Annotated in this window: 20 protein-coding genes, 3 pseudogenes and 1 riboswitch; of the genes and pseudogenes, 7 read left to right on the plus strand and 16 right to left on the minus strand. The window is 36.1% G+C overall.

The features are described 5' to 3' along the window. Window positions 1-49: 49 nt before the first annotated feature. From efp to MY533_RS13720, 4 genes are read right to left on the minus strand one after another with little or no spacing between them, the layout of a single operon-like run. On the minus strand, window positions 50-607 hold the full coding sequence (gene efp / locus MY533_RS13705) for an elongation factor P (RefSeq protein WP_248716408.1): 558 nt from the start codon (window positions 605-607) through the stop codon (window positions 50-52). Window positions 608-624: 17 nt separating this feature from the next. Then, the gene (locus MY533_RS13710) at window positions 625-1686 is read right to left on the minus strand and encodes a M24 family metallopeptidase (RefSeq protein WP_132356678.1); all 1062 of its coding nucleotides are present in this window, start codon (window positions 1684-1686) and stop codon (window positions 625-627) included. A gap of 2 nt (window positions 1687-1688) precedes the next feature. After that, a complete protein-coding gene (gene aroQ, locus MY533_RS13715) occupies window positions 1689-2123 on the minus strand; it encodes a type II 3-dehydroquinate dehydratase (RefSeq protein WP_053483682.1) in 435 nt (144 codons plus the stop codon). Between the two features lie 60 nt (window positions 2124-2183). Further along, on the minus strand, window positions 2184-2609 hold the full coding sequence (locus MY533_RS13720; RefSeq protein ID WP_248716409.1) for a hypothetical protein: 426 nt from the start codon (window positions 2607-2609) through the stop codon (window positions 2184-2186). A gap of 170 nt (window positions 2610-2779) precedes the next feature. Between MY533_RS13720 and MY533_RS13725 the strand changes: the two genes are divergently transcribed. Beyond that, window positions 2780-3712, plus strand: a complete 933-nt coding sequence (locus MY533_RS13725; protein ID WP_132356681.1) for a DUF1385 domain-containing protein — start codon at window positions 2780-2782, stop codon at window positions 3710-3712. Window positions 3713-3868: 156 nt separating this feature from the next. On the opposite strand, the gene MY533_RS13730 is transcribed toward MY533_RS13725, so the two are convergent. The 4 genes from MY533_RS13730 to MY533_RS13745 all read right to left on the minus strand — a co-directional run bounded on the left by MY533_RS13730 (window position 3869) and on the right by MY533_RS13745 (window position 7352). After that, window positions 3869-4777, minus strand: a complete 909-nt coding sequence (locus MY533_RS13730; protein ID WP_248716410.1) for an NAD(P)H-dependent flavin oxidoreductase — start codon at window positions 4775-4777, stop codon at window positions 3869-3871. Window positions 4778-4964: 187 nt separating this feature from the next. Next, window positions 4965-5255, minus strand: coding sequence for a hypothetical protein (locus tag MY533_RS13735; protein WP_248716411.1), 291 nt, complete (start codon window positions 5253-5255; stop codon window positions 4965-4967). A gap of 57 nt (window positions 5256-5312) precedes the next feature. Further along, window positions 5313-5591: a hypothetical protein gene (locus tag MY533_RS13740; protein WP_248716412.1), complete on the minus strand. Its 279-nt coding sequence runs from the start codon at window positions 5589-5591 to the stop codon at window positions 5313-5315. A gap of 783 nt (window positions 5592-6374) precedes the next feature. Beyond that, window positions 6375-7352 (minus strand): LacI family DNA-binding transcriptional regulator, encoded by a 978-nt coding sequence (locus MY533_RS13745; RefSeq protein WP_132357265.1) that lies wholly within the window; start codon window positions 7350-7352, stop codon window positions 6375-6377. Between the two features lie 208 nt (window positions 7353-7560). On the opposite strand from MY533_RS13745, the gene MY533_RS13750 reads away from it, so the two are divergent. The 3 genes from MY533_RS13750 (at window position 7561) to MY533_RS13760 (ending at window position 10263) form a co-directional block, all read left to right on the plus strand. Then, entirely contained in the window at window positions 7561-8055 is a 495-nt protein-coding gene (locus tag MY533_RS13750) for a GNAT family N-acetyltransferase (protein ID WP_248716413.1), read from the plus strand. A gap of 400 nt (window positions 8056-8455) precedes the next feature. After that, the gene (locus MY533_RS13755) at window positions 8456-8818 is read left to right on the plus strand and encodes a BlaI/MecI/CopY family transcriptional regulator (protein ID WP_248716414.1); all 363 of its coding nucleotides are present in this window, start codon (window positions 8456-8458) and stop codon (window positions 8816-8818) included. After that, window positions 8815-10263, plus strand: coding sequence for a M56 family metallopeptidase (locus tag MY533_RS13760; RefSeq protein WP_248716415.1), 1449 nt, complete (start codon window positions 8815-8817; stop codon window positions 10261-10263). The genes MY533_RS13755 and MY533_RS13760 overlap by 4 nt, the downstream gene beginning before the upstream one ends. 455 nt (window positions 10264-10718) lie before the next feature. On the opposite strand, the pseudogene MY533_RS13765 reads toward MY533_RS13760, so the two are convergent. The 5 genes and pseudogenes from MY533_RS13765 to MY533_RS13785 all read right to left on the minus strand — a co-directional run. Beyond that, window positions 10719-11105, minus strand: a pseudogene (locus MY533_RS13765) (TnsA endonuclease N-terminal domain-containing protein); the annotation flags it as partial. A gap of 148 nt (window positions 11106-11253) precedes the next feature. Beyond that, window positions 11254-13026 (minus strand): annotated as a pseudogene (locus MY533_RS13770) (vitamin B12-dependent ribonucleotide reductase); the annotation flags it as partial. A 239-nt stretch (window positions 13027-13265) separates the two neighbouring features. After that, window positions 13266-14147 (minus strand): endonuclease domain-containing protein, encoded by an 882-nt coding sequence (locus MY533_RS13775; protein ID WP_248716416.1) that lies wholly within the window; start codon window positions 14145-14147, stop codon window positions 13266-13268. A 93-nt stretch (window positions 14148-14240) separates the two neighbouring features. Further along, a pseudogene (locus MY533_RS13780) lies at window positions 14241-15035 on the minus strand (ribonucleotide reductase N-terminal alpha domain-containing protein); the annotation flags it as partial. 201 nt (window positions 15036-15236) lie between these two features. Continuing rightward, a complete protein-coding gene (locus MY533_RS13785; protein WP_248716418.1) occupies window positions 15237-16067 on the minus strand; it encodes a lipoate--protein ligase family protein in 831 nt (276 codons plus the stop codon). 476 nt (window positions 16068-16543) lie between these two features. Here MY533_RS13785 and MY533_RS13790 point away from each other — a divergent pair, with 476 nt between their 5' ends. Both MY533_RS13790 and MY533_RS13795 read left to right on the plus strand, forming a co-directional pair. After that, entirely contained in the window at window positions 16544-16933 is a 390-nt protein-coding gene (locus MY533_RS13790) for a rhodanese-like domain-containing protein (protein ID WP_132357268.1), read from the plus strand. 414 nt (window positions 16934-17347) lie between these two features. Further along, a riboswitch (glycine riboswitch) is annotated at window positions 17348-17424 on the plus strand. Between the two features lie 164 nt (window positions 17425-17588). Then, the gene (locus MY533_RS13795; protein ID WP_248716419.1) at window positions 17589-18926 is read left to right on the plus strand and encodes an amino acid permease; all 1338 of its coding nucleotides are present in this window, start codon (window positions 17589-17591) and stop codon (window positions 18924-18926) included. A 76-nt stretch (window positions 18927-19002) separates the two neighbouring features. Here the strand turns inward: MY533_RS13795 and MY533_RS13800 are convergent, their stop codons facing one another. From MY533_RS13800 to MY533_RS13805, 3 genes are all read right to left on the minus strand, one after another. Then, the gene (locus tag MY533_RS13800; RefSeq protein ID WP_248716420.1) at window positions 19003-19971 is read right to left on the minus strand and encodes a glutaminase; all 969 of its coding nucleotides are present in this window, start codon (window positions 19969-19971) and stop codon (window positions 19003-19005) included. Between the two features lie 790 nt (window positions 19972-20761). Then, on the minus strand, window positions 20762-20887 hold the full coding sequence (locus MY533_RS22160) for a hypothetical protein (protein WP_256469419.1): 126 nt from the start codon (window positions 20885-20887) through the stop codon (window positions 20762-20764). A 314-nt stretch (window positions 20888-21201) separates the two neighbouring features. Then, window positions 21202-24063, minus strand: a complete 2862-nt coding sequence (locus tag MY533_RS13805; protein ID WP_248716421.1) for a hypothetical protein — start codon at window positions 24061-24063, stop codon at window positions 21202-21204. A 267-nt stretch (window positions 24064-24330) separates the two neighbouring features. On the opposite strand from MY533_RS13805, the gene MY533_RS13810 reads away from it, so the two are divergent. After that, window positions 24331-24780, plus strand: coding sequence for a hypothetical protein (locus tag MY533_RS13810; RefSeq protein WP_248716422.1), 450 nt, complete (start codon window positions 24331-24333; stop codon window positions 24778-24780). Window positions 24781-24789 lie beyond the last annotated feature (9 nt).

The raw sequence follows: 24789 nt of genomic DNA on the forward strand, positions 1-24789 counted from the left end.
AAAAAACCTACCCTTTTGTTCAAAAGAGTAGGCTGAATGCTTTTATTTATTACGCACGAGAAACGTAAGAAGCTTCTTCTGTATTGATGATTAACTTATCACCTTGGTTTACGAAGAATGGCACTTGTACAATAAGACCAGTTTCAAGAGTTGCTGGTTTTGTACCACCAGAAGCTGTATCACCTTTGATACCAGGCTCTGTTTCTGTTACTTCTAGCTCAACAGTGTTTGGTAATTCAACACCTAGCATTTCACTTTGGTATGATTGAATGTGAACTTCCATGTTTTCTTTTAGGAATTTTAATTCATATTCAATTGCAGCTGAAGAAAGTTCAGTTTGCTCATATGATTCTAAGTCCATGAAAATATGATCGTCACCTTGTGCATAAAGGTATTGCATTTTACGGTTATCGATTTGTGCTTTTTCAACTTTCTCACCAGCACGGAAAGTTTTTTCATTTACTGAACCGTTACGTAAGTTACGTAATTTAGAGCGTACGAACGCAGCACCTTTACCTGGTTTAACGTGTTGGAAATCTAACACGCGATATAATTGGCCATCTACAATAATTGTTAGACCTGTACGGAAATCGTTTACTGAAATCATTTGTGTTCCTCCATAGTTTATAAAATAATAAGTTCTTTTGACGAATGAGTAAGCAGTTCATTACCTGTCTCTGTGATTAAAATATCGTCCTCGATACGTACACCACCGATTCCCGGTAAATAAACTCCTGGTTCAATCGTTACGGCCATACCTGGCTCTAGCACCGCTTCTGAACGTATTGATAAGCCAGGGCCTTCATGTACTTCAAGACCAATCCCGTGTCCTAATGAATGACCAAATGCCGCGCCATATCCTTTTTCTGTTAAGTAGTTACGCGCAATCGCATCCGCTTGAATCCCTGTGAAACCAGGGCCAACCTTTTCAAGTGCTAAAAGCTGGGAAGCAAGTACTGCGTTGTACATATCCACTAATTTTTCAGATGGCTCGCCTACTGCAACAGTACGTGTAATATCCGAGATATAGCCATTGTACAATGCTCCATAGTCTAATGTGACAAAGTCGCCTTTTTCAATCACTTTATTCGTTGCAACGCCATGTGGTAAAGCTGAGCGAAGACCAGACGCAACAATTATATCAAACGAGGATTGAGTTGCTCCTTGTTTACGCATGAAAAATTCTAATTCATTCGAAACCTCAAGCTCTGTTTTACCAGGCTTGATGAAGTTTAAGATATGTGTAAATGCGTGATCAGCAATTTCACACGCAACCTTAATAATATTAATCTCTTGTTGCGTCTTAATCAAGCGAATTTTTTCAATTAGCCCAGAAATCGGCACTAAATCAGCTTGAATTTTATTTTTATACAGCTCATATGTGCCATAGCTAACAGTATCTTTCTCAAAGCCCAATAATTTGATACCCATATTTTTTACTTGTGTTGCAATTTCTTCAATGATCGTCGCCTCATGCTTTACAATTCGAAAGTCCTGTACTTGCGCAGCTGCTTGCTCTGTATACCGAAAATCCGTGATAAACACAGCATCATTTTGAGACACAATCGCTACGCCCGCTGTTCCTGTAAAACCAGTCATATAACGACGATTGTACTCGTTTGTAATTAAAATGCCGTCAATATTTTGTTCTTGAAGTGCCTTACGAAGCTTTTGTAATTTCATCATAATCAATTCTCCCTCTCAATAAATGTGCGTAGTGCCAGTTCATAGCCTTTCGTACCTAGTCCACTGATTTGACCAAGGCATGCCGGAGCGAGATAAGAATGATGACGGAAAGCCTCACGTTTATGGATATTTGAAATATGTACTTCTATAACCGGCACAGAAATACCTGCAATTGCATCATGTAACGCGATGCTTGTATGGGTATATGCACCGGGATTAAAGATTATACCATCATATTTTTCGTCCTCTGCTTCATGTACCCAATCAACAAGTACCCCTTCATGATTAGATTGACGAAACTCGACAGTGGCACCTAAAGACGCCGCAAGATTCTGAACATTATTTTTCACATCTTCCAATGTTTCGTAACCATAAATATGTGGCTCTCGTTTACCTAGTCGATTTAAATTAGGTCCATTCAAACATAATAACTTCACGCATACTCGCCTCTTTCTATGTACTTGCCATTATTTTATCATACAAGGCGCATACAGCAACTAATTTCCTTTTTGTGCTGTGTGCTCCTTTTGATGAAAATTCGCAGTTTCCAGCAAGAAACGTAAAAGACAAATAACAATGACCATGAAAGGGATCGACAGTTTTTTAAAGGAAGAAGATTGTAAAGGCAAATCCAGAACAATCCATTCTAATGTCATGGACAAAAAAAGGCCAAGTAAAAAGGAAGATAGCACAGCTGGGATAATATAGACATATCTCAATGTAATAAATAATAAAAATCCAATTAAAAATAAGACGAGGATGAGAAAGCTCCATTGAAATAGTTTTGAGCTACCTTCAAATATATTCCATTTTTTATAAAAACCTATTGGATTCCATTTAATAAGATGAAAGTATTGAAGTCCCTTTAAACACAATGCTAAAACGAGTGCGCTGACGAGCGATGTTATACTAGCTACTTTCAAGTAAAATCCTCCTAACTTGTACCACGAGTATATGTTCAAGCGTTAATCATTTCCTAAACTGTACGATTAGTGTAACCATATAAAAATTTTACTATGCGTAACTCTAGAGGTTTTTCACTAAATTTAGTACAATGGTACAGTTGAAATATATAAAGAGAGTGGTGTTAGCCTTGAGCAATTCACCTGTATACGGGGGACAAGCACAATTAGAAGGTGTAATGTTCGGAGGAAAGGAACATACGATTACTGCTATTCGCCGTAACGATGATTCCATTGATTATTATCATTTTAAAAAAGTTCAAAACCCTATTTTACAAAAGCTTAAAAAAATTCCATTAGTACGGGGCGTTGTCGCACTGATTGAATCAGCTGGTTTAGGCTCTCGCCATATGCAATTTTCAGGAGACCGTTACGACGTTACACCTGGCGAAGAAGCAGAGCATAAAGAGGAAGGCTCGAGACTTCAAATGATTTTAGGAGTTGCAGTTGTAGGTATCCTTTCCTTTTTATTCGGTAAATTTGCCTTTACATTAATTCCTGTATTTATTGCAGATTTTTTCTCTAAATGGATAGAGGGTAAAACCGGTCAAATTTTACTTGAAAGCGGCATTAAGCTATTTTTACTACTTACCTATTTATATTTTATATCTTTAACTCCGCTAATTAAACGAGTATTCCAATATCACGGTGCAGAACATAAGGTGATAAATTGCTATGAAGCTGGTATGGACATAACAGTGGAAAATGTGCAAGCACAATCACGCTTACACTATCGTTGCGGTAGTAGTTTTATGCTGTTCACTGTGTTTGTAGGCATGTTTTTATATTTCTTCGTACCAACTGATCCACTTTGGTTACGCATTTTGGACCGTATTCTCTTAATTCCCGTTGTTCTTGGTATATCATTTGAAGTACTTCAAGCGACAAATGCATGCCGTAATATTCCTGTGTTACGCTTCCTTGGCTATCCAGGCTTATGGCTACAATTACTGACAACACGCGAGCCTAAGGATGAACAAGTAGAAGTAGCTATCGCTTCCTTCAATATGCTGCTTCAAGTTGAGCAACAACCAGAAATCGCTGCTACTTTGAATCATGATTAATTAATGCCTCGGCATAATTCTGTAACATCTGTCGGAGGCTTTAGGCCAGCTAATATTGGTCACTTAGCCACAGAGTTCCACTATTTAGGTGGATGAATCAACCCCCATTTTAAATTAAAGGGGCAAGTCCATATTTAGTTGGACTTGCCCCTTTTTTTATAATGACTGTACAGCAATTATTTGCTGTTTTGCTTTCTCGTACTCTACTTCCAAAGTTTTAAGTATTTCACGAACGGACTCGCGTTTGACAATGTTTGTGATGCCATGTCCGGCAGACCAAATATCTCGCCATGCCTTGACATTTACTAGATGTGTTAAATCAATGTCCTCTCTCGGCTTCAATGTTGCTGGATCAATACCTTCCTTTAATAAAGATGGAATTAACACATTTACATGGACACCGCTAAAAGCATCGGTATATAAAATATCAGAGGTATCACTGTCAATCACCATATTTTTGTACTCCTCAGGCGCATTTCCTTCATCACAAGCTAAAAAACGAGTACCCATATAGGCAAAGTCTGCTCCCATTATTTGAGCGGCTAATACGTCTGCACCGCTAGAAATGGAGCCTGATAAAATGATCGTTCCCGTAAAGAATTTCTTAACCGCAGATACAAAGCCAAATGGGTTCAGTTGCCCGCCATGCCCACCAGCACCTGCACAAACAAGAATAAGTCCGTCTACACCTGTTGCCGCAGATTTTTCGGCATGTTTAACGTTCGCAACATCTGCATAGACCTTTCCTCCATAGCCGTGAACAATGTCTATAACTCTCTTAGGATTACCTAATGAAGTAATGACAATTGGTGGCTGGAATTGTTCAATTAACTGTAAATCTTCCTCAAAACGCGGATTCGCTACAGGGTGACATATAAAGTTGACTGCCCAATGTTCAGTAGGTAGCGCCTTTTTTATTTCTTCTAGCCACTCAGCACATGCTGAAGCGGGTCTTGCATTTAATAATGGAAATGAACCGATAGCCCCTGCTCTACTAGCTTCAATAACCATCTTAGGGTTAGAAACTAAAAACATCGGAGCTACTATAATTGGTAAACTAGACATACACTCTCCCCCTTATACTTAAATATTTCGAGAGAGTTCCTGAAAATCCTACTAAAAAATTCAAATTTTTTGTTTGCCCCACATCTTAGGGCATCCCCCTCATTAAAAAATATGGTTTTAGTTTGGTCGCTTATTTTAGAACCCTTGATATTTTAAGGGATTAAAATTATGAAATTAACTCAATTAATTATTTTGACCATATTGTTCTTTTGTTATTATCTTTTATTAAAACTACTTCCGAAAAATCCCCATAATCTCTCTTTTGTATAGAGTACACCATCTTTTTCCATATTTTCTCACCAGAATAAGAGGAACCACTTTCAGCAATACTTCCTTTAATTAAAATTTTCTCATCTCCTATATTAACCTCACTTATTGCAATACTTTCAGGTGATACCGTTGTCGTAAAAAAAATCATGGCTATACCTCCTACAGCTAAAATAATTATTATTAAGGTAATAATTAAGCCCTTTTTCATACAATCCCCACCTCGATTTCCCTAAATTTATAATTGTTATTATAGTTTAATAGAGACTTAATTCCACTGAGTACTTTGTGAGGGTGATCCTGTTCCATTTGCATAATAGACTTTATACGTATGTGTAAAACCTAGTCCACTCACATATCCTGTTTTACTCTTGATACTATCTCTCAAAGTTGTAGGAGTTTTTATTGTTGAGCCTGCACTTTTAGTAGAAGAAACTGAATTCCATACATCTACAGCAAAGCTAGAGCAGTTGTTTAATGTTGACCAAGAATCTCCATTAGTTATTTTTGAATTTATTGTATCTAATTGAGCCTGTGTTAAATCCATAACCAGTATGTTCAGATTTATTTCCCCATGTCCCTACAGATATTAATTTATACACAAATAAACTAGATTATTAGATCATCAGCAAACGAAAGGACGAGTGCAAATTATTTGAAAGACATACTCCCCCACGCGTCATCACGCGTGAAATCATTGTAGGTGAATACAAACGAGAACATAATTGAAATATTGTTATTGTAATAACTAAATACGTCAAGTAAGAACTTCTGTCTTGATGGAGGCAATCCCTTGGAATAATTACGTCCAGAATCGGCTTTGTACTTAGGTCTAAGCCCCCCTCCGAGATACTTCCGTAGCTAACGTTTGTCTAAATGAAGATAAAAAAATGCCTATCCGTCTTTTTGACGAGATAGATGTTGGTTTAAAATAAAGTTTAATTAAAACCGTGCTACAAATACTGATTTTACAATAGAAGAAACCCATACATTTTGAAAAAAGATTAATCAAAATGTATGGATTTAATTTTGTGAAGGAGTTATTTTTTATAAAAAAGTTTGATTAAAACTCACTTAGAATTCTTACATCAAAAAGGGACAAAATGGTGCACCTTTTTTACAAACAGTAGAACTTTATTTTAAACCATACATCTTTTTTATAAACGGTACAACTTTATTTAAAATCTACATTCACAAATTTCTGTCTCATGCTTAGAACCCCTTTATCCCGTATAGATTGACCATATTATACAAATGAAAATTCAAAAAGTGGCTTTCATCAGCCTACGAAAAAAGCACAATCACTTTAATGAAGATTGTGCTTTACTCCTTATGTTGTCAGTCTTTCCGTTAATTTCGCAAATAACTCAATTCTTTTTACTTCTTTTTCTCTACTCGCAATTTGGTCATGTAAAATTGTAAATGCACCTGCACCAACCTCCACACTCGAATGAGCAATTGTTGTAATATCTAGTATCTCTGCAACTTGCTGGTCATCACAACCAATAATCGTTAAATCACTTGGAATATAAAGGCCGCTTTTTTTGGCGGCTGTTACAATACCCGCTGCAATATGATTACAAGATACGAGAAGGGCTGTTGGACGCTCTTTCATATGAAGCAGTGATTGAACAACACGTGTCCCGTCCTCTATTGTAAAGCAGTCTACAAACTCCCACTCCTCTTTCGTCCTAACATGAATAGAGGATAAAGCGTCCCGGTACGCCTGTTTTCGATTTTGACTGTTGAAACTATTACTTCGTCCAAAGCAGTAACCAATTCGTGTATGTCCCCGTTCTATTAAATAATTCATTCCTAGTGCAAACGTTTTGTAATGATCAATATAAATGCTAGAAATTGTGCTTGATGCTGTATCTTCACACGTCACAATTGGGCCAAATTTTGAGTACTTTTCAATTTCCTTACAAACATTGACTTTCGAACATATAATGATTCCGTCTAACTTTTTCATCTTTAACATATTCAAAATCTCAATTTCTTTATCCGCGCTATTATCCGTTTGGCAGAGCATCATATTGTAATTATATTTTACAGCCTCTCTTGAAATACCTTCTATAATTGCACTGTAATATTGATTATTTATAAATGGAAGAAGCACTCCAATAACATTTGTTTTTCCTCGTACTAAATGAATCGCATTCGAATTTTGCGTGTAATTTAACTTTTCGATAATTGCTAATATCTCTTTTCGTTTTTGTTCATTTACATACGGATGATTATTTAAAACACGAGAAACAGTAGAAACCGAGACCCCCGCCAGTTCTGCGATTTTTTTTATATTTGTCATCATACACTCTCCCTTCCCACTACATATTAACGCATACAAAAAATTTTATAAATGCCCCTTGACCTGGTAAGCATTCCACATCATACCATGTGATGGCAGACTAAATAAGAAAGGATGTATGTTTTATATGATTTTGTAAGTAGAGCACATATTTTTCATAGGTGGATTACCAGGAAAAGAATAATAATTATCGAAGGGAGAGATTTACTTGTTATTCTCTGAGAGATGTGAGTTACACGTAATTTCCGAAAATGATTATAAAAACATTAAAAAATTATATGAAAACGAGCTAGTGAGAAAATACTTAGGAGGTATTATCGACGAAGAAGCATATAAAATTAGATTCTATGAAATATTAAATTCAAAAAATAGCTCCCTCCACTGGACAGTATTTTTAAAAGATAGTAAAGAATTTATAGGTTTTGTTTTCCTTGATACGTATCATGATGGGATTAATACAGAGATTGGGTATCAATTTTTACCTGAGTTTTGGGGTCAAGGCTATGCAAAAGAAGTGATTATGAAAGTATTAAATCATGGATTTAGTGCATTAAACTTAACCACTATTGTCGCTGAAACTCAGTCACTTAACATGGCATCTTGTGGACTATTAAAAAGAGTTGGAATGAAATTCGAGGAGACATTGGAACGATTCGGTAATCAACAGTCTAAATTTAGTATTTCAATTTCTAGTGGAAAGTAAACCCTAAATATAAAAAAGGGCAACCTTTTCGGTACACACGATGAATGGCCATCTATCCTAATTTTTTTCGGATACATGGCTAGTTTGCACATGTGGCTTGGATTTTTTTCGAACAAGGCATGTAATTTAAATCGCTGGCTGCTGGTGAATCGGTAAATTTGGCAATTCTGTTATTAACGTCACTAGGTATTGATAGAAATCGATAACGGTAAAAAACGCCCCTTATAAATAAAAAGGAGCGTGTTCTGAAAAGGACGAGTTTCGTTACATGGTATAAAAATTCCGCTTTATAAAAAGTAGTAAAGTTAAAAACTTCAGTTTATTGACAAGATGGGTTTATTACAATAAACTAATCAACAAGAAGTTTATCTCAATAAACCTGATAAGGAGGGTGGTCAGAATGGAGCCGTATAAATTGTTCGATGCCGAATACAAATTTACATGCCTGATTTGGGATAACGAACCTATTAATTCTACTGATCTTGTAAAGCTAAGCCAAGCAGTACTTGGCTGGAAAAAGTCCACGACTTATACTGTTTTAAGAAAGTTATGTAAACGGGGAGTCCTTAAAAACGAGGAAGCAACGGTCACATCAATTGTTAAAAAAGAGGACGCACAGAAATATGAAAGTCAGATGGTTGTTGAAAAGTCCTTCAATGGATCCTTACCGCAGTTTCTAACTGCTTTTCTAGGTGGAAAGGGGATTTCTAATGAGGAAGCCGAAGAGTTGAAACGGATTATTGAGGAGGCAACTAAATCATGAACCTGTTTCTTGTAATCCTTAATATGAGCATTACTGCAAGCTTTGTTGCACTTGCGGTTATCATGGTGAGATTTCTTTTGAGACGAGCTCCTAAAATATTCTCTTATATTCTATGGGTAGCCGTAGCCATCCGACTGATCACCCCTGTTAGTTTTACCTCAAGCTTAAGTGTGTTAGGTTTTGTAAGGTTCCAAAAGAAAACTGGCACAGGTATCATGGAATTTGTACCCCAAGAAATTGGGATCCAAGAAAATCCAGTTGTGGATATTGGAATTAAGGAGATAAGCCATTTTATAAACTCATCCCTTCCAGTGGCTACCCCGATGGCGAGCGCAAACCCCATGCAAATCATCGTGTGGATTGGAAGTTTAATTTGGATTACAGGTATAGTCATTCTTTTGCTTTTTAGCATTCTGTCGTATTTGAAAATATTAGTTAAGGTCCGAACGGCAACACTTGTCAAGGATAATATCTATGAGACTGACCAGATTGACACACCCTTTGTTTGCGGTTTTCTGAAACCGAAAATATATATCCCAATCGGCATGAGTGATCATGAGCTGTCTTACATTTTACTACATGAGAAAATTCATATTATGAGACGTGATTATCTGATAAAACCTTTTGCATTTATGCTCCTTATCATTCATTGGTTTAATCCGCTAATGTGGTTATCTTATGCGCTTATGAGTAAAGATATGGAGATGTCCTGCGATGAAAGTGTCGTTAACAAAATGGGGCATCAGATTAAAGGAAGCTATTCAACCTCATTGCTTACGCTTTCTGTTAGCAAAAAAGGGGGACTAACCGGTAGTCCACTTGCTTTTGGAGAGAGCAATGTGAAGGCAAGAATTAAAAATATTCTTACTTACCGCCAACCTTCTAAAAGGATGATTGCAGCCTATATGCTCGTTATTGCAACTTTAGTTGTAGGATGTACAGCCAATCCCAAGCCTTTGCAGCAGGGACCCTTGCAATCATTATATTCTGGATATAATATAGAAAAGCTAATGGAGAACAAAACGCTTTATGTAGGTAACACTAGTAAGGTAGGCGGTCTCCTCAGTGGAATGCCCGAACCAACAGGTCTTGAATGGAACGGGATTGCACTTCAAACAACGACTCAGCCTTATGGGGTAACTATCAATTATATAAATGATTCTGTTTCCGGGATAGATGAGGCTGAAATAAATAGCGAAATTTATTATCGTAATTCCATTATCCTCTTAAGTATGATTGATAATGTCGATATTATAACCTATTCGATTGTTGACAGCCCAGACCAAAACGATGGAATAGTTAATACCTTTACGTTTACAAGAGAACAGGCAGACAAACTATTAGGAGAGGATGTTAGGCATTATGCCACTGACGAAACAGGCCTGCGACAATTGATCGATCGTTTAGAAAGCCTTTCGTTTAGTAAAACCAATAACACTCCTTAATGTTTATCATTTAAACTTCGCCTTACGGGGATACTTTAATGGATCACACATAGCGCAAATGCTTTTTCCTTTAATAGACGCTATTCCGAAGTAACTACAAAAGTTCAATTTCTCAATTTAAATAATGAGAAATTGGACTTTTTATATTTATTTATAGTGTTGGTTTAAAATAAAGTTTGATTAAAAGCATGCTAAGAACATTGATTTTATACAGAAAAAATCTGCTCAATTTAAAATTAAAGTTTAAACAAAATGGGTAGGTTTCATTTACATATGAAATTAATGCTTGATTAAAACTATTCAAAAAATATAAATCAACTTTTTCATCGTCACTACTTTATTTCAAGTCTACATATATGTATAGAAACCTTTTTCAAATTTGTTAGATGCGAATTATTAGAGTTTTTTAATACTTGAAATGATGATAATAATTTAAAATAACAAAGTTAATTACTTGCGATTTCTGCTAAACCTTCACCTTTATCTACTGTTAATAAAAAATCCGGTGTCATCACAACTGGCTCATTTGTTTTTGGGTCTGTAGGATGTTTAAGACCTAATTCATCTGCAATGACAATTGTTTCTTCCAACGGCAATAAAGGAAATTGTTCTCGAATATCAACAACAGAATCCGAATATTCAGTTAAATAAAAGTAATTTCGTTCCAAATCTGATAGAAATTCATGCTGTCTATTTGTTTTAATACCTTTTAAACGTGTTGACCGACCTTTCGAAGACACATTTTGAATGTTTAACCATGGTTTATAATCCACTCCAACTCCAGAGCCACGACCTTCTTTAATCCACTTTTCGGCTTTAGATGTTCTAGTTCGTTTTGACATAAAAACACCCCTTTAGATTAATATTATCCAAAGGGGTAAAACGGTGCAACTTTTTTACAAACGGTATAACTTTATTTTAAACGGTACATCTTTTTTATAAACGGTACGACTTTATTTCAAATCAACAATAGACACTTTTTCATTTATTTTATAGGCCACATTTTAACTGTGCAGCACAGTTTGTACATGTATTACAGCCACCGATTTCCTCTACAGTTCCTTTACGGCATACAGGGCAAGTATTCCCTACATCCGAACCGATAACTGTTGTCGATTCTAACGCTTGAATCGTATCTACTAATACAACAGGACGCTTCGTTGGTACTTCTACTAATTCTTCCTCGAATGATAGTTGATCCATATCATTTTCTTCGGCTTTTAGTGTCAGTACTTGTGAATCACGGCTACCATCTACATAGACCGTACCACCTTTAGCGCCACCTTTATATAAGCGCTCGTACACTTTTTCAACTTGCTGTACTGTATAACCTTTTGGTGCGTTTACCGTTTTTGAAATGGATGAATCAATCCATTTTTGGATGATACATTGTACATCAGCATGCGCCTCTGGTTTTAACTCCATCGCCGTAACGAACCATTCAGGAAGGTCATTCTCATTCACTTCTGGATGACGTTCTAAATATTCATGTACGATCTCTGCTTTTACCTCGATAAATTTACCTAGACGACCTGAGCGGTAATATGTGAACGAGAAGTATGGCTCAAGACCAGTTGCCACGCCAACCATCGTACCAGTAGAACCAGTTGGAGCTACTGTTAGTAAATGCGAGTTGCGAATACCAGTTGCTAAAATTTGCCCTTTAATATGTGCAGGCATTTTTTGCATGAAGCCTGTTTCAGTAAATGCTTTACGTAAACGTGCTGTCTCTTCCTCTGTTGCGCCTACAAGGAATGGGAAGCTACCACGTTCTTTTGCAAGCTCTGTTGACGCCTCATACGCAGTTTCAGCAATCGTTTTAAAGATTTCATCAACTAGTTCATTACCTGCTTCTGAGCCATATTCCTTCTCACAATAAATGAGTAAGTCCGCTAAGCCCATTACGCCCAAGCCAACACGACGCTCTCCAAGAGCTTGTACACGGTTTTCTTCTAAGAAGTATGGTGTAGCATCAATAACATTATCTTGCATACGAACACCAACACGAACTGTTTCACGTAGTGCTTCGTAATCAATTGTTTGATTTTCTTTATTCGCAAACTGTGCTAAGTTCACAGCTGCTAAGTTACACACAGAATATGGTGCAAGTGGTTGTTCCCCACATGGGTTAGTCGCTACAACGCTTTGACCATAAGCTTTTGCGTTAGTCATGTCATTAGCGTTGTCGATGAAGAAAATACCTGGCTCTGCAGAGTACGTTGCACAAACGTTGATTAAATTCCATAATTCCTTCGCTTTAATCGTGCGGTAAGTGCGTACTTTATAGCCCATTTTCTCCCATTCACGCACATCTCCAACTTTATGCCATTCACTGTTGTAAATAGCCATCTCTTCTTTTGTATATTCTTCAACAGCTGGGAAACGAAGCTCAAAGTCAGCGTCATTTTCTACAGCTTGCATAAATTCTTTTGTTAATGTTACAGAAATATTTGCACCAGTTAAAAACTCTGGATTGTGAACCGTATAAGTACCACCATCACGCAGTTTGTTTTCCGCTTCACGAATAATAGCTGTATCAAAACCACCTAAGCCTTCGATACCTTTATAGTTAACAATACCTTGATACATCGCTTCCTCTTGGAATGAAAGAGGCTTAAAGTTTAATTTTTCTTTTGCTAGACGAATAATTGTTTTATCCGTTGTATTTTCGATTAGGTATCGTAGAATACGTGGATTTTGCATTTTTGAAATAATAAATTCCACGATATCAGGATGCCAATCTGCCAGCATAATCATTTGTGCCGATTCACCTTACGCGGGTTCGCTACACCCACTCTCTATGTCACCATAGAAGTTGAGACCATATCTTACATCTTAATAGATGTCCTCGCACTTCGGAGTGGCTTCACTCCTACTCTACTCGCTTCCGCTATCTTAGCGTGCTTTCGATGGTCGTTGAACCTTCCTCATTGAAAGAGGCTTGGCTGCTGATTGTCTTTATCCCACTGCTATTTTCAAGCATTCACGCTTACCGTTTCCAGTTACGTTGTAGCTAGCAGTGCATTTATAATGCGTTTTTTTACATTTTCAAAATCATTTTTTATCTCATCTTCCCAGAAACGGAGTAAAGTATATCCATGAGCCACTGCAATTTGATTTTTATCGATATCCCTAGCTTTTATCCTCTTTTGAACTTCATAAAAAGAGGAATAAAATTTTGGATTCCCATGCCAAAAATCGCCATCACATTCAATTAGAATATTTGTCCCTACTAATAAAAAATCAAATTGTGCTCCTTCAAATATAAAGGAATATTTATAAGGGATTGATTGTTCGACCAAGAAATCCTCGAGAGCTCTTTCAATACTAGTTTTTCTAAATGTTTCTCTCTCCAATTGTTTTAATGCAGCTTGTCGAATTTTCTCAATAGTTTCTTTACTATAAATCCCAGTCTTACCGCTATTCCATGAAGGAGTCCCATTCATTTTTCTAGTTTTAGCTGTTTTTGAAATGATATTTTCAAAATGAACCTTCTTTTGTTCATCTGGCATTTCATTGTGCCATTTTCCTGTATTTTGTGATCGCAGCCTACTCGCACACTCTTTGCTACAAGTTTTAGTCTGCCGGTGCTTTTCATCGAATAGTTTTCCACAAATTACACAAGTTAAAGGCTCACCTTTTCCTCGACAGCTGCTACTACAAAATTGATTGGGAACACCACGCCTCAATTTAACCTTTTTATTACATAAAATATATTGGCAGGTCACCATTTCTACTGGATAAAAATAAGATATTAAATAATTTTCTAATGTTAAATGATGCTCATTTTTCAAATGAGACGTAAACCTTCCTTGTTTATTATGAGTTATTGTAAAACCACATATTAAACAAGTCTGTGGCTGTTTCGCATTATAAACATCCATATTTCCCACCTCAATTAAAGTGACAATATTTCCGTTAAAGAGTTCCCAGCAATTCACGAGGTTTGTTTACGCAGAAGCACCTAGATTATGCATACCTCTGCGGGAACCACCTTGTTCGACAAGATGAGTCAGCTTCGCAATATCATCTAACCATGATACAGAACCAGATGATTTACCATTTACACCACGTGCTAAAGTGTTACGTGGACGCAATGTCGAACCATTCGTCCCTACACCACCACCGCGGCTCATAATTTCCATTACTTGCTTACGATGATCACTGATACCTTCACGTGAATCTGCTACAAATGGCATTACGTAACAGTTGAAGAACGTTACATCTGTTTCAGATCCTGCTCCGTAAATAACTCGTCCAGCTGGAATGAATTTCAATGATACTAACTGCTCATAAAACTTCTCAAACCATTCTTGGCGTTTCTCTTGTGTTTTTTCAACAGCAGCAAGTCCTGTTGCATTTCGTTTTGCGATTTGTTCATAAAATATTTCAAGAGGCTTTTCTAGCACGTCAATTGAACGTGTAATCACACCCGTTTCTTGCTCTTTCGGATCATCTAACGCACTACGGTAATCTTCCTCAATCAAAATTTCTGCTGTTTTCGTAGACATATCAAGCTTTTGGATTGTCCCTAAACCACGTGCAGGGAATTTCGGATCTGCCTTCACTGTTAATACGACAAAATCACCGGCTTTTAACGTTTTCTTCTCCGTATCCTTAAACGAGTAGCGATCGATCATCACAAGTCTTGATACACCCTTATGCGTAATGTGCATATCAGGTGTTACAGGATGAACCTGCGGAAATTGTTCAATGTCTTTGTTTAACTGTTCAAATTTGTTTACTTCGGGTTGATGATTTGTTAGTACCATCATTTTGCCTCCCTTATTTTCTGCCTTACAAAATAAATACACAATATCAAGTGTCGCTAAACACTACATATTGTGTATATTTCTTTAATTAAGATACTATATATAGTTTTTCAATTCAACTCTTGCAATTTCGAATAGAATCCGAACTTCTTGTTATTACAAGGGTTGACCGATAAAAAAATATTTTTCTTATACCATTTTTTATTTTTTGAAGTTCCAATCATCACATGCATATTTTTTTTCTTCTAATGCATGTACATATTCTAATTGCTCCTCAGAAAGTGTAAATGGTTTTAAATCAATTTGCAACGATTTTGCAAAACCATCTCTAAATGCTGTCACACATTGTTCTATCGTCACTGGTTCTTTAACAAGGTTATTGATAGCAACAGCCTTCTCTGGCATCTTTCTACGCATACGATCCTTCGCTTCTTCACTTGAAAAATTGAAGACAGACAATAATTTTTCTTGATCTAAATCAAGTAAAATAGCTCCGTGCTGTAAAATAACACCTTTTTGACGAGTTTGTGCACTACCAGCTACTTTTTTTCCTTCCACGACAAGCTCATACCAACTTGGCGCATCAAAGCAAACTGCGCTTTTTGGTTTCTTTAAGTCTGCTCTTTGTTCTTCTGTATCAGGTACACTAAAATAAGCATCCATACCTAGATTATGAAAACCTTGCAATATACCTTCACTTAACACTCTATATGCCTCTGTCACTGTTTCAGGCATATTAGGATAGCTTTCTGATACAATGACGCTATATGTCAATTCATGTTCATGTAAAACAGCTCTACCACCTGTTGGGCGACGAACAAAGCCTAGTCCTTGTTCTCGTACCGCTTCTAGATTAATATCTCTTTTCGCCTGCTGAAAATAGCCAATCGAAAGTGTTGCTGGCTCCCACTCATAAAAACGAATGACTGGTGGAATTAAACCTTCACTATGCCAATCAAGTAATGCTTCATCTAATGCCATATTAAAAGAAGGGCTACATTTCCCTGAATTTAGAAAATACCAAGTTGTCATATTTTCATCTCCTACAAATATTATGCGAATGTGTACAAAATAAGGCTCATTGCTATAGCGAGTGGTTAATTTCCGTTACGGCTGTGCGCTTTGTCGCTGACGCTTCGCTTTCGCACAGTTAAAACATTTGTCGCTGACGCTCCGCTTCGCTGCAGGGTCTTATCGCCCCGCCTTCACTCCAATCAACCTATATAGGGCATACATTTTAACAAATTTCATCCTACTCTTAATGATGAGCCAAAAATAGTGCTTCTTAAATTTTGACACTTTTCGTTTAATTCAATTCTTTATCTAAGCAATCCCCCACACTAAACCAAGAAAATAGTGGATAATTCTGTGGCTTTTCACTAAAACATTCATAGACAAAAGATAGATTAATTCTAGCCACAATGTAATTTATTTTATCAAACTCATTGGACTATCGCTAGCGCATCTTTTATAATAATAAAGAAGATAGAAAGGGGTAAGAAATTTTGTTGAACATACTTATCACAATCGGTGTTATTTTAGTAGTTGTAATTGCTTATATCGGCATAAATGCCCTACGACTAAAAAAAGCCGTAACAAACCTAACACAAGAACAATTTATTGAAGGCTATCGTAAAGCACAGCTTATTGACGTACGTGAACAAAAAGAATTTGATGCTGGTCACATCCTTGGTGCACGCAATGTTCCTTCAACTACTCTACGTCAACGTCACAAAGAAATTCGCCCAGATTTACCAGTATATTTATACTGTCAAAATACAGGCCGTAGCTCACGTGCTGCTCTATTTCTTAAAAAACGTGGCTACAACCAAATTTACCAACTTCAAGGCGGCTTCCGTACTTGGACAGGTAAAATAAAGTCCAAAAAACAAAATTAAAAAATCAATAAGACATAAATCTACTCATGACATAAAGTAAATTTATTTGTATTTACCTATATCAATTTTGTTTTAAACAAAATGTAAACCATCTCAGATGACTATGAGATGGTTTCTTTTTGCAAAAAATTCTGAGTTTCTACTATATTATATATTGTTTAACGTCTGACAAGTTAATTCTTTAGAAAAGAATAAAACGACGTGACGTAATATACTTATTTATTAATGTATGTCTAAAAATACTATTTTTCGTAAAGTATTTACCTAGATGAACTCCATTCTTCTTTTTTTCTGAAAATGTTTAAAATTTATCCTTGAATAATTAACTAGGCACTGATAGGATTTATAATATCTTAAAATAATGTCATACAGACATACAATATAAGCTATGAATGCTATGGATAACACTATAGCAGGAGCAGTTCTGGAGAGAGCGCATTTTGCGTCGCCGAAGGGTTCACTATCTCAGGCAAAAGGACAGAGGAGTAATATCAACTTTCAACACGAAAGCTATACGATACGAATGTTTTTCTTTATTTACCTATAACATCCGTAATCGGTATTTGTTATTCTGTCGTTTACGAGACTAGTGTCATTACTAGTCTCTTTTTTATTTTCCAGTCATAGTTTTTACGTATCTTTGAGGGGGATCAACGTGGAACAACAACAATTAAAACGTGAATTAAAAAATCGCCATGTGCAGCTCATAGCGATCGGTGGAACAATCGGTACTGGTTTATTTTTAGGTTCAGGTAAAGCGATTGCTTTAGCGGGACCTTCCATCATCTTTGCCTACCTCATTGTCGGAACCGCCTTATTTTTTGTTATGCGGGCATTAGGTGAATTATTATTATCGAATGCTGGCTATACATCATTTACCGATTTTGCATCCGAATACATAGGTCCTTGGGCAGGTTACATCACGGGATGGACATACTGGTTCTGCTGGATCATGACCGCTATGGCAGATATTATTGCAGTCGGCGTTTATACACATTATTGGTTTGATATACCTCAATGGGTGCCTGCAATCGGGTGTTTAGTACTATTACTAATTTTGAATTTGTTAACTGTAAAACTATTTGGTGAACTAGAATTTTGGTTTGCCCTTATTAAAGTCATCACTATTGTGGCACTGATTGTTATTGGCCTAATCATGTTATTTACAGGCTTTCAAACAAGCTCTGGCACAGTGACAGTTGAAAATCTTTGGACACATGGCGGGTTATTCCCGAACGGCCTATACGGTTTCCTAATGGCATTCCAAATGGTTGTTTTCGCCTTTGTCGGTGTCGAATTAGTAGGCGTTTCTGCTGCAGAAACGGCCAACCCTAAAAAAAATATTCCTTCTGCCATTAATAAAATTCCATTACGCATTTTATTATTCTACGTAGGAGCGTTATTTGTTATTTTATGCATTAATCCTTGGTATGAAATGTCTGCCTCAAGTAGCCCATTTGTACAAGTATTTACACTAGCTGGTATTCCAATTGCTGCAGGTATTATTAATTTTGTCGTTCTTACATCTGCTGCTTCAGCCGGTAATAGTGGCTTATTTTCTACTAGCCGCATGCTTTTTAATCTTGGAAACAATAAGCAAGCTTCGCCAAAGTTTGCAAAGCTCAATAAAAACAGTGTGCCAAGTAACGCACTCGTTGTTTCTGCAATTGTTGTTTCCGCTGGTGCATTACTAAGTAAATTAATGCCTGAAAATGCCTTTAGTGTTGTGACTACGATTAGTGCTATTTGCTTTATATGGGTGTGGAGTATTATATTAATCTCTCATATTATTTATAAACGTAAAAACCGTGCACTTCATGAAGCATCGATTTTCAAGGCACCTTTTACTCCGTTCGTGAACTATTTAGTACTTGCCTTCTTTGCATTTTTATTAGTAGTCATGTTCATTTCAGAGGCAACGCGTACCGCATTACTATTAACACCAATTTGGTTTATTCTACTAATGATTATTTATAAAATGAAAAGAAAGTAATCAGAGCTTTTTATTGCAAATTAACAACATAATCAAAAAAGATGACTCCATTTATGAAGTCATCTTTTTGAATGGCTTAAAAAATATTCATATTCCACTCGGTAGCAATATGCTTTAGTAAATGCACTCCAGCTACACTGTTCCCGATGTCATCAATTGCTGGTCCATAAATGCCAATACCACAGCCAGTAGGGAAAGGTGAATCTAAGCCCGCGTGACTTGGCACTGCCGCTAAAATTGCGCCAGAGACACCACTTTTTGCAGGTAACCCGATAAATGCTGCAAATTTACCAGAAGCATTATACATCCCGCAAGTAACCATCAATGCCTTCGCTAATTTTGCTACTTGTTTAGGAAATAGCTGTGTTTTTAATAAAGGATGATAACCATCATTGGCAATAACTAAACCAATCATCGCCAAATCTGAAACATTTACTTCAATAGCACATTGTTTCAAATAAACCTCTAATGCTTCTTCTACAGGACAGTCTAAAAAGCCAGAATCCATTAAATAATAGGCTAATGAACGGTTTCGATTGGCAGTTTGCCACTCAGATTGATAAACCTCTTCATTAACCTTTAATTCCTTGCCAACGATTTGTTCTAAAAATTGAAGGATTTTCGAAACCTTCTCTTGTGGAGAACTACCGTCAAGCATAGAGGATACTGTAATCGCTCCTGCATTAATCATTGGATTAAAAGGTTTTCCAGGCTGATGGCTTTCTAGTCGAATAATGGAATTGAAGGTGTCACCTGTAGGTTCAACATCTACTCGTTCTAAAACATAAGGTAATCCCCGTTCCATACACGCTAATATAAAGGTGACGACTTTTGAAACACTTTGTAGCGTAAATAGTTCAGTTGTGTCTCCAGCTTTCATTTCCACATTATTAGTACCGATAATCGAAATCGCTAATTGATTTGGCTCTTTTTCCGCTAAAGCGGGAATATAGCTTGCGCATTGTCCCTCTTTCGCATAAGGACGAAACTGTTTCACCCATTCTGCCGCAAGGTGATTATGATGATTGATATGGTCTGTCGGCATTTTGTGATCTCCTTTCAAAAAACGGCATTTTTACGCCATAACTACTCAATAAATACACTTTATTAAGAAAAAAACTTAATAATAGGCAAAAACAGAGCCTCCATAGTTTACCCTATGAAGACTCTATTTGGTATAAATTTTTAAATACTTTTTTAAAATTTTGGATGCTTAGCCTTCTGGAACCAGCAATTCATAAGTCTCCTCATCCTTGACGTTCCTTCTTCTTCAAGATGTGTTGGATTTCAATTTAATCAACAGCAGTCTATTTCATAAGTTTGCATTTCTCAATCAAGTATTAGTTTTTGCATCGATTATACAATGTTTTATTTGGAATAAAAATATGACGCTGCCCCCATAAAGGTGCTTTCTAATGATGTTTCAGTCATTGCGCCTTAATATTTTTGATAAATTTTATAAAACCTCTACCACCTTTGCATATGATTCGCGACATTTTGTGCCGCATAAAACATCCTCGCTATTGACATGATATGCTCACGTAAAAATAGTTTACCCTATCATTCATTAACTCAACGGCATCTCATACACTTCTACCCAGATGTGTGGTACAGCTGCTGCTAGTTTGCTAGAGAGGTGTAAGTCAAATAAGATAGAAATCGACATCATCGAAAATACTAGCCTTCGCCTGAAACATTTTCCTCTCTAATCACTTATCCATATATACTTTTAACATAATGTCACCCAACTTATGAATTTCATCGGAACACTTTTATGTTTTATTACCCAACTTTTGAATTTTATTGATTAACGTTCTCGTTTTATCACCTAACTTTTAATTTTTGGTCATATCTTCCACTGCTTGAATCGCGAACATCGCTGATAGAAACGGGAACATCGCTGATAGAACCACGAACATCGCTGATAAAACCGCAAACATCGCTGATAAAACCGCAAACATCGCTGATAAAACCGCGAAAAAGCTTGTTAGCAGCGAAACTTTATGGTTTAGCGGCGTTCTTTGCTTGGTTGGCAGCGCAATTCTATGGTTTAGCGGCGTTCTTTGTGTGGTTGGCGGCGAAACTCAAGTTTTGGCGGCGAATTCCAACGTAAGATGTAAAATTTAAGAAAACTAAAATCAGGGTTGAAAAACTTTGTATAGAATTTTACACAATATTAAGGTCTTGACAATTATTATCAACATCTTCATTCCAGGCACACACATTTAAACCCCGAATAAATTTCTTTATCCGGGGTTTTGGTTTAAACTATTTTTTATAAATCGTTTGTATACATCTTTTGATATAAAAGTTCTAATTTCTTTGAGAGCTTACCGTATGCAGTTTGCCAAGCTTTACGAGCTGCTGCATTATCGTTTGTTGCTGGTACGTAAAGAGCATGAACCTCTGCTACCTTTTTCAAATCACTCTCGGCCTGAGTTAGCTTAGAATAGTTTTTCACGACGCTCTTTTCGGAAGCACTTAGACCATCATATGCTGTACGAATTTCTTTTACTTTCGTCTCCAAGTCATCAATATATTCACCATTTACTAGCAATGAATTAATGGATTCAACTAATTTCAAAGCAATTTCATTAGACTGTTGTTGATTTTTATCTTGATCAATTATAGATTGTCTTATTTCTGGACTAACTAAACTCATTTGTTTTGATGTAAGCTTAGCAAAAGCTTTGATGACAGTTGTTGGGTTACTATGAAATGATTTTTCATACGTCTTCATAAATGATTCAACTTTTTTTACATCCGAAACTGCTGTTGTTAAGATGGTAGCATTCGTAATACGTTTTTTATCACTAGAGCTTAGCTTATTATATTGCGTTGAAAGCTCCTTAATTTTTTCCATTGAAACTGTATACGTATCATTTGAGACGATTTTTGCAATTTCATTATTTAATTTAGTGATATCTGGTGCATTGCCATCTTCTAAACGATTATTGAGCAAATCTTCATATTGCTGTTTTGCCAGAAACTGTTGATTTGCAGGTAGTTTTGCATAAGCAGTTTGAACTGTTTGAATTTTTTTCGCTTGTTTCGTAGCATCTTTTTCTTCTCTTGCGGTTTGCACTTTTTTATGGAATGACTTCACACCAGAAAGATCTTTACTAGCCGCTGTTAATAAATAATAGTTTGTTACATACTTTCGACCAGCGGAAGATAGGTTTTTATATTTTGTTGTTGCTGCATTAACAGCAGATTCAAATTGTACAAATGTATATTTCGTTACATCAGCAAGCTTATCAACATCAGCCTTTAAAGCTAATGCAGCAGCTTTATCAGCAGGTTCCTTACCATTTGTATTAACGGTAATAGTCGGTGTATTTAATAAAAAATCATTTGCATTATACACAAGTGATTGTTGTAGAGTCGTTAACTTATTATATGCTTTCAATACATTCGTGTAGTTCGTTTTCAACTTACTTTCAGCTACACCTGGCGTTACTGAAAGTTTTTGATAGGCGTCCATATCCTTAATAATTTTTTCAGCTGCTTTAAAATCTTTTTGCAAGGTTACAATGCTATCATATCCGACAATTTTAGCCGCTGAATTTTTCGTTAAGCCCTTATATTCATTAATAATACGGTTTACATTATTTACATGACTTTGCCAAGTAGTTACTGAAGGATCAATTGGGTAACTATCAATCACATCGCCTACATAACTGTCGATCTCACTATTTAATTTGTCTATTTGACTGTTTTCCGCATTTTCTGCTTGCAGTAATGTATACATATATTTTGCTGGTACAAGTTGAAGTTGTTTATAAGTTAACTTTTCATAAGACGTACGTATTGATTTTGCTGTAGTCACCTGTTTGCTAGGTGCATCTTTTTCTGACAGCTTATCGAAAAGTTTAATAAATTGTTCAACCTTTTTTATATCTGCTTTAGCATCACTTAAAATTGCTTGATTTTGCACAGTTGCTCGGTAATTTTGAGATAATTTTGCTATATCCTTTTCAATTGTTTCAACTGCTACTTGTAAAGACTCTAAGCTAGTAGGTACATACTTCACATAGGAATTTTCATATGTTAATAATGCTACAATTGCCTGATTAATTCTTCTAACTTCTTTAAATTCTTCGATATCTGTCGGATCTTTCAAAATGTTTTTAATGCTATTGTATAGCGCATCATTTAGATCTAAGCTACGTTGTAATAAATCAAACTTATCATAAGCCTCATCGATTTCTTTTAAATATTTTGGTAGGTCTTTTTCATTAACCTCTTTTACCTTATCTACTTTCTCATTTAACTTGCTAATTAACTCTACATCTGCAGCTGCTCTCTTTAATACATCATAATTTTTCACATTCGCCTTTGCTGCAGTTGATAGTGCCTGATATTGACTTTCCAATGCAGTGACAGCTGACTTAAAAGATTCTAGACTTGTCAAGTTATATTTGTTGTCATTTATTAGTAAAGTTTTAATGTCTTCAACCATTGAATCAGAAGGTTCATTCGATACTGATCTCACAGCAGAAACATCAGATTCCACGAAAGAAGATCCTACCTTTGCCTTTACTTTAACAATGATATCTTTCATGCCTTTTTCTAAAGCATCATTAGGAATTTTGTATGTGTCGTTAGTTGCTCCATCAATAATTGTGAAGGATTCACCAACTTTATAAAACCATTGATAGCTATATGTAATCTGACTATTTTGTAACTTTGCTCCGGCATCATCGGTTACTATTGCACCTGCGACTTGTACCAATTCACCAGGTACTGCATAATTTGAACTACTATCAATTCTTGGAGCAGTTATTGACAGTTTTAGTTCATTAATCGAACGGGGTTCACTCTTATACTTATCGCCATTAGTTGTAGTCGCTTCCACGAAAACTGCTTTGCCTGCTGCATCAACTGGTATTGTAAATGACGCTGTTGTAGCACCAGAGATTGGTTTATTCGTTGAATTGTTAGAACCATCTACATAATACCACTGATAACCATTCACAATTGAATTTGCTGGTAAGTTTTCAATAGAAGCTTTTAACGTTTCATTCACTATATTATTTCCTGTGATGGAAACGGTATTGGCTGCCGCTCCTGCAACTGTTGGTACAATAAGAGCTACCGGGATAGCTGCTGCTGTCAAAAATAATTTTTTATTCAAATTTACATACCTCCTCTATCATCTATTGAATTATATCGGTTACATTTTTAATAATTCTCTTCATTTTATTGAATAATTCTAAAAACGTGCATTTTCTCCTATTCCAATTACAAAAATAATATTTTTTTGATTATAGAATCTGATTCATTTTAATAAGAATCTAGGAGCATGACAATCCTGCAAAGAAGGTGTTTCCAGTTTAAAGAAACATATGTATAATACAACTATTATTAGGATATTAATAGGAAACAGGAGCTTGATGGAATTATGGAAAATCTATATGAACCTAGTTTAACAAACAATGAAGTAGACAGGACAAGAAGCTATGAGATTAGTAATCTATTTTTTGTTGCTGCGTTTGGTGGTATTTTTGCCATTACCATACTAGGTATACAAAACGCTAAATGGCTAAAAATTGAGAAAAAAGATATACAGCTGTTAGCGATTATTAGTATTGTACTTATTATTGCGAAGCTTGCGGTCGTTTACGCAATTGGTCAACAAGTCATCCCCATAGATGAAAAATATATTAAATTTATTGGTCGACTTTTTGGGGTTGCCTGTTTTTTCATTTTCTTCGCATTTTTAGACAAGCCGTATAAAGAACATTTAGCAGTAGATGGTAGTGCTGAATCATTATGGAGACCAGGATTTGCCGCAATCATCTTCTCGGGCTTAATCGATGCTTTGGTTACGTTATTCTTACTAGCACTATAGGAAAGGAGA

It is taken from the genome of Lysinibacillus sp. Ag94 (assembly GCF_023242215.1).
GTDB lineage: Bacteria > Bacillota > Bacilli > Bacillales_A > Planococcaceae > Lysinibacillus.

Bases quoted from the DNA above. Each gene is read 5' to 3' on its own strand.
- efp (WP_248716408.1), bottom strand. From the start codon at position 607: ATGATTTCAGTAAACGATTTCCGTACAGGTCTAACAATTATTGTAGAT.
- MY533_RS13710 (WP_132356678.1), bottom strand. From the start codon at position 1,686: ATGATGAAATTACAAAAGCTTCGTAAGGCACTTCAAGAACAAAATATT.
- MY533_RS13730 (WP_248716410.1), bottom strand. From the start codon at position 4,777: ATGTCTAGTTTACCAATTATAGTAGCTCCGATGTTTTTAGTTTCTAAC.
- MY533_RS13735 (WP_248716411.1), bottom strand. From the start codon at position 5,255: ATGAAAAAGGGCTTAATTATTACCTTAATAATAATTATTTTAGCTGTA.
- MY533_RS13740 (WP_248716412.1), bottom strand. From the start codon at position 5,591: ATGGATTTAACACAGGCTCAATTAGATACAATAAATTCAAAAATAACT.
- MY533_RS13745 (WP_132357265.1), bottom strand. From the start codon at position 7,352: ATGACAAATATAAAAAAAATCGCAGAACTGGCGGGGGTCTCGGTTTCT.
- MY533_RS13755 (WP_248716414.1), top strand. From the start codon at position 8,456: ATGGAGCCGTATAAATTGTTCGATGCCGAATACAAATTTACATGCCTG.
- MY533_RS13760 (WP_248716415.1), top strand. From the start codon at position 8,815: ATGAACCTGTTTCTTGTAATCCTTAATATGAGCATTACTGCAAGCTTT.
- MY533_RS13775 (WP_248716416.1), bottom strand. From the start codon at position 14,147: ATGGATGTTTATAATGCGAAACAGCCACAGACTTGTTTAATATGTGGT.
- MY533_RS13785 (WP_248716418.1), bottom strand. From the start codon at position 16,067: ATGACAACTTGGTATTTTCTAAATTCAGGGAAATGTAGCCCTTCTTTT.
- MY533_RS13800 (WP_248716420.1), bottom strand. From the start codon at position 19,971: ATGCCGACAGACCATATCAATCATCATAATCACCTTGCGGCAGAATGG.
- MY533_RS22160 (WP_256469419.1), bottom strand. From the start codon at position 20,887: ATGTTTGCGGTTTTATCAGCGATGTTTGCGGTTTTATCAGCGATGTTC.
- MY533_RS13810 (WP_248716422.1), top strand. From the start codon at position 24,331: ATGGAAAATCTATATGAACCTAGTTTAACAAACAATGAAGTAGACAGG.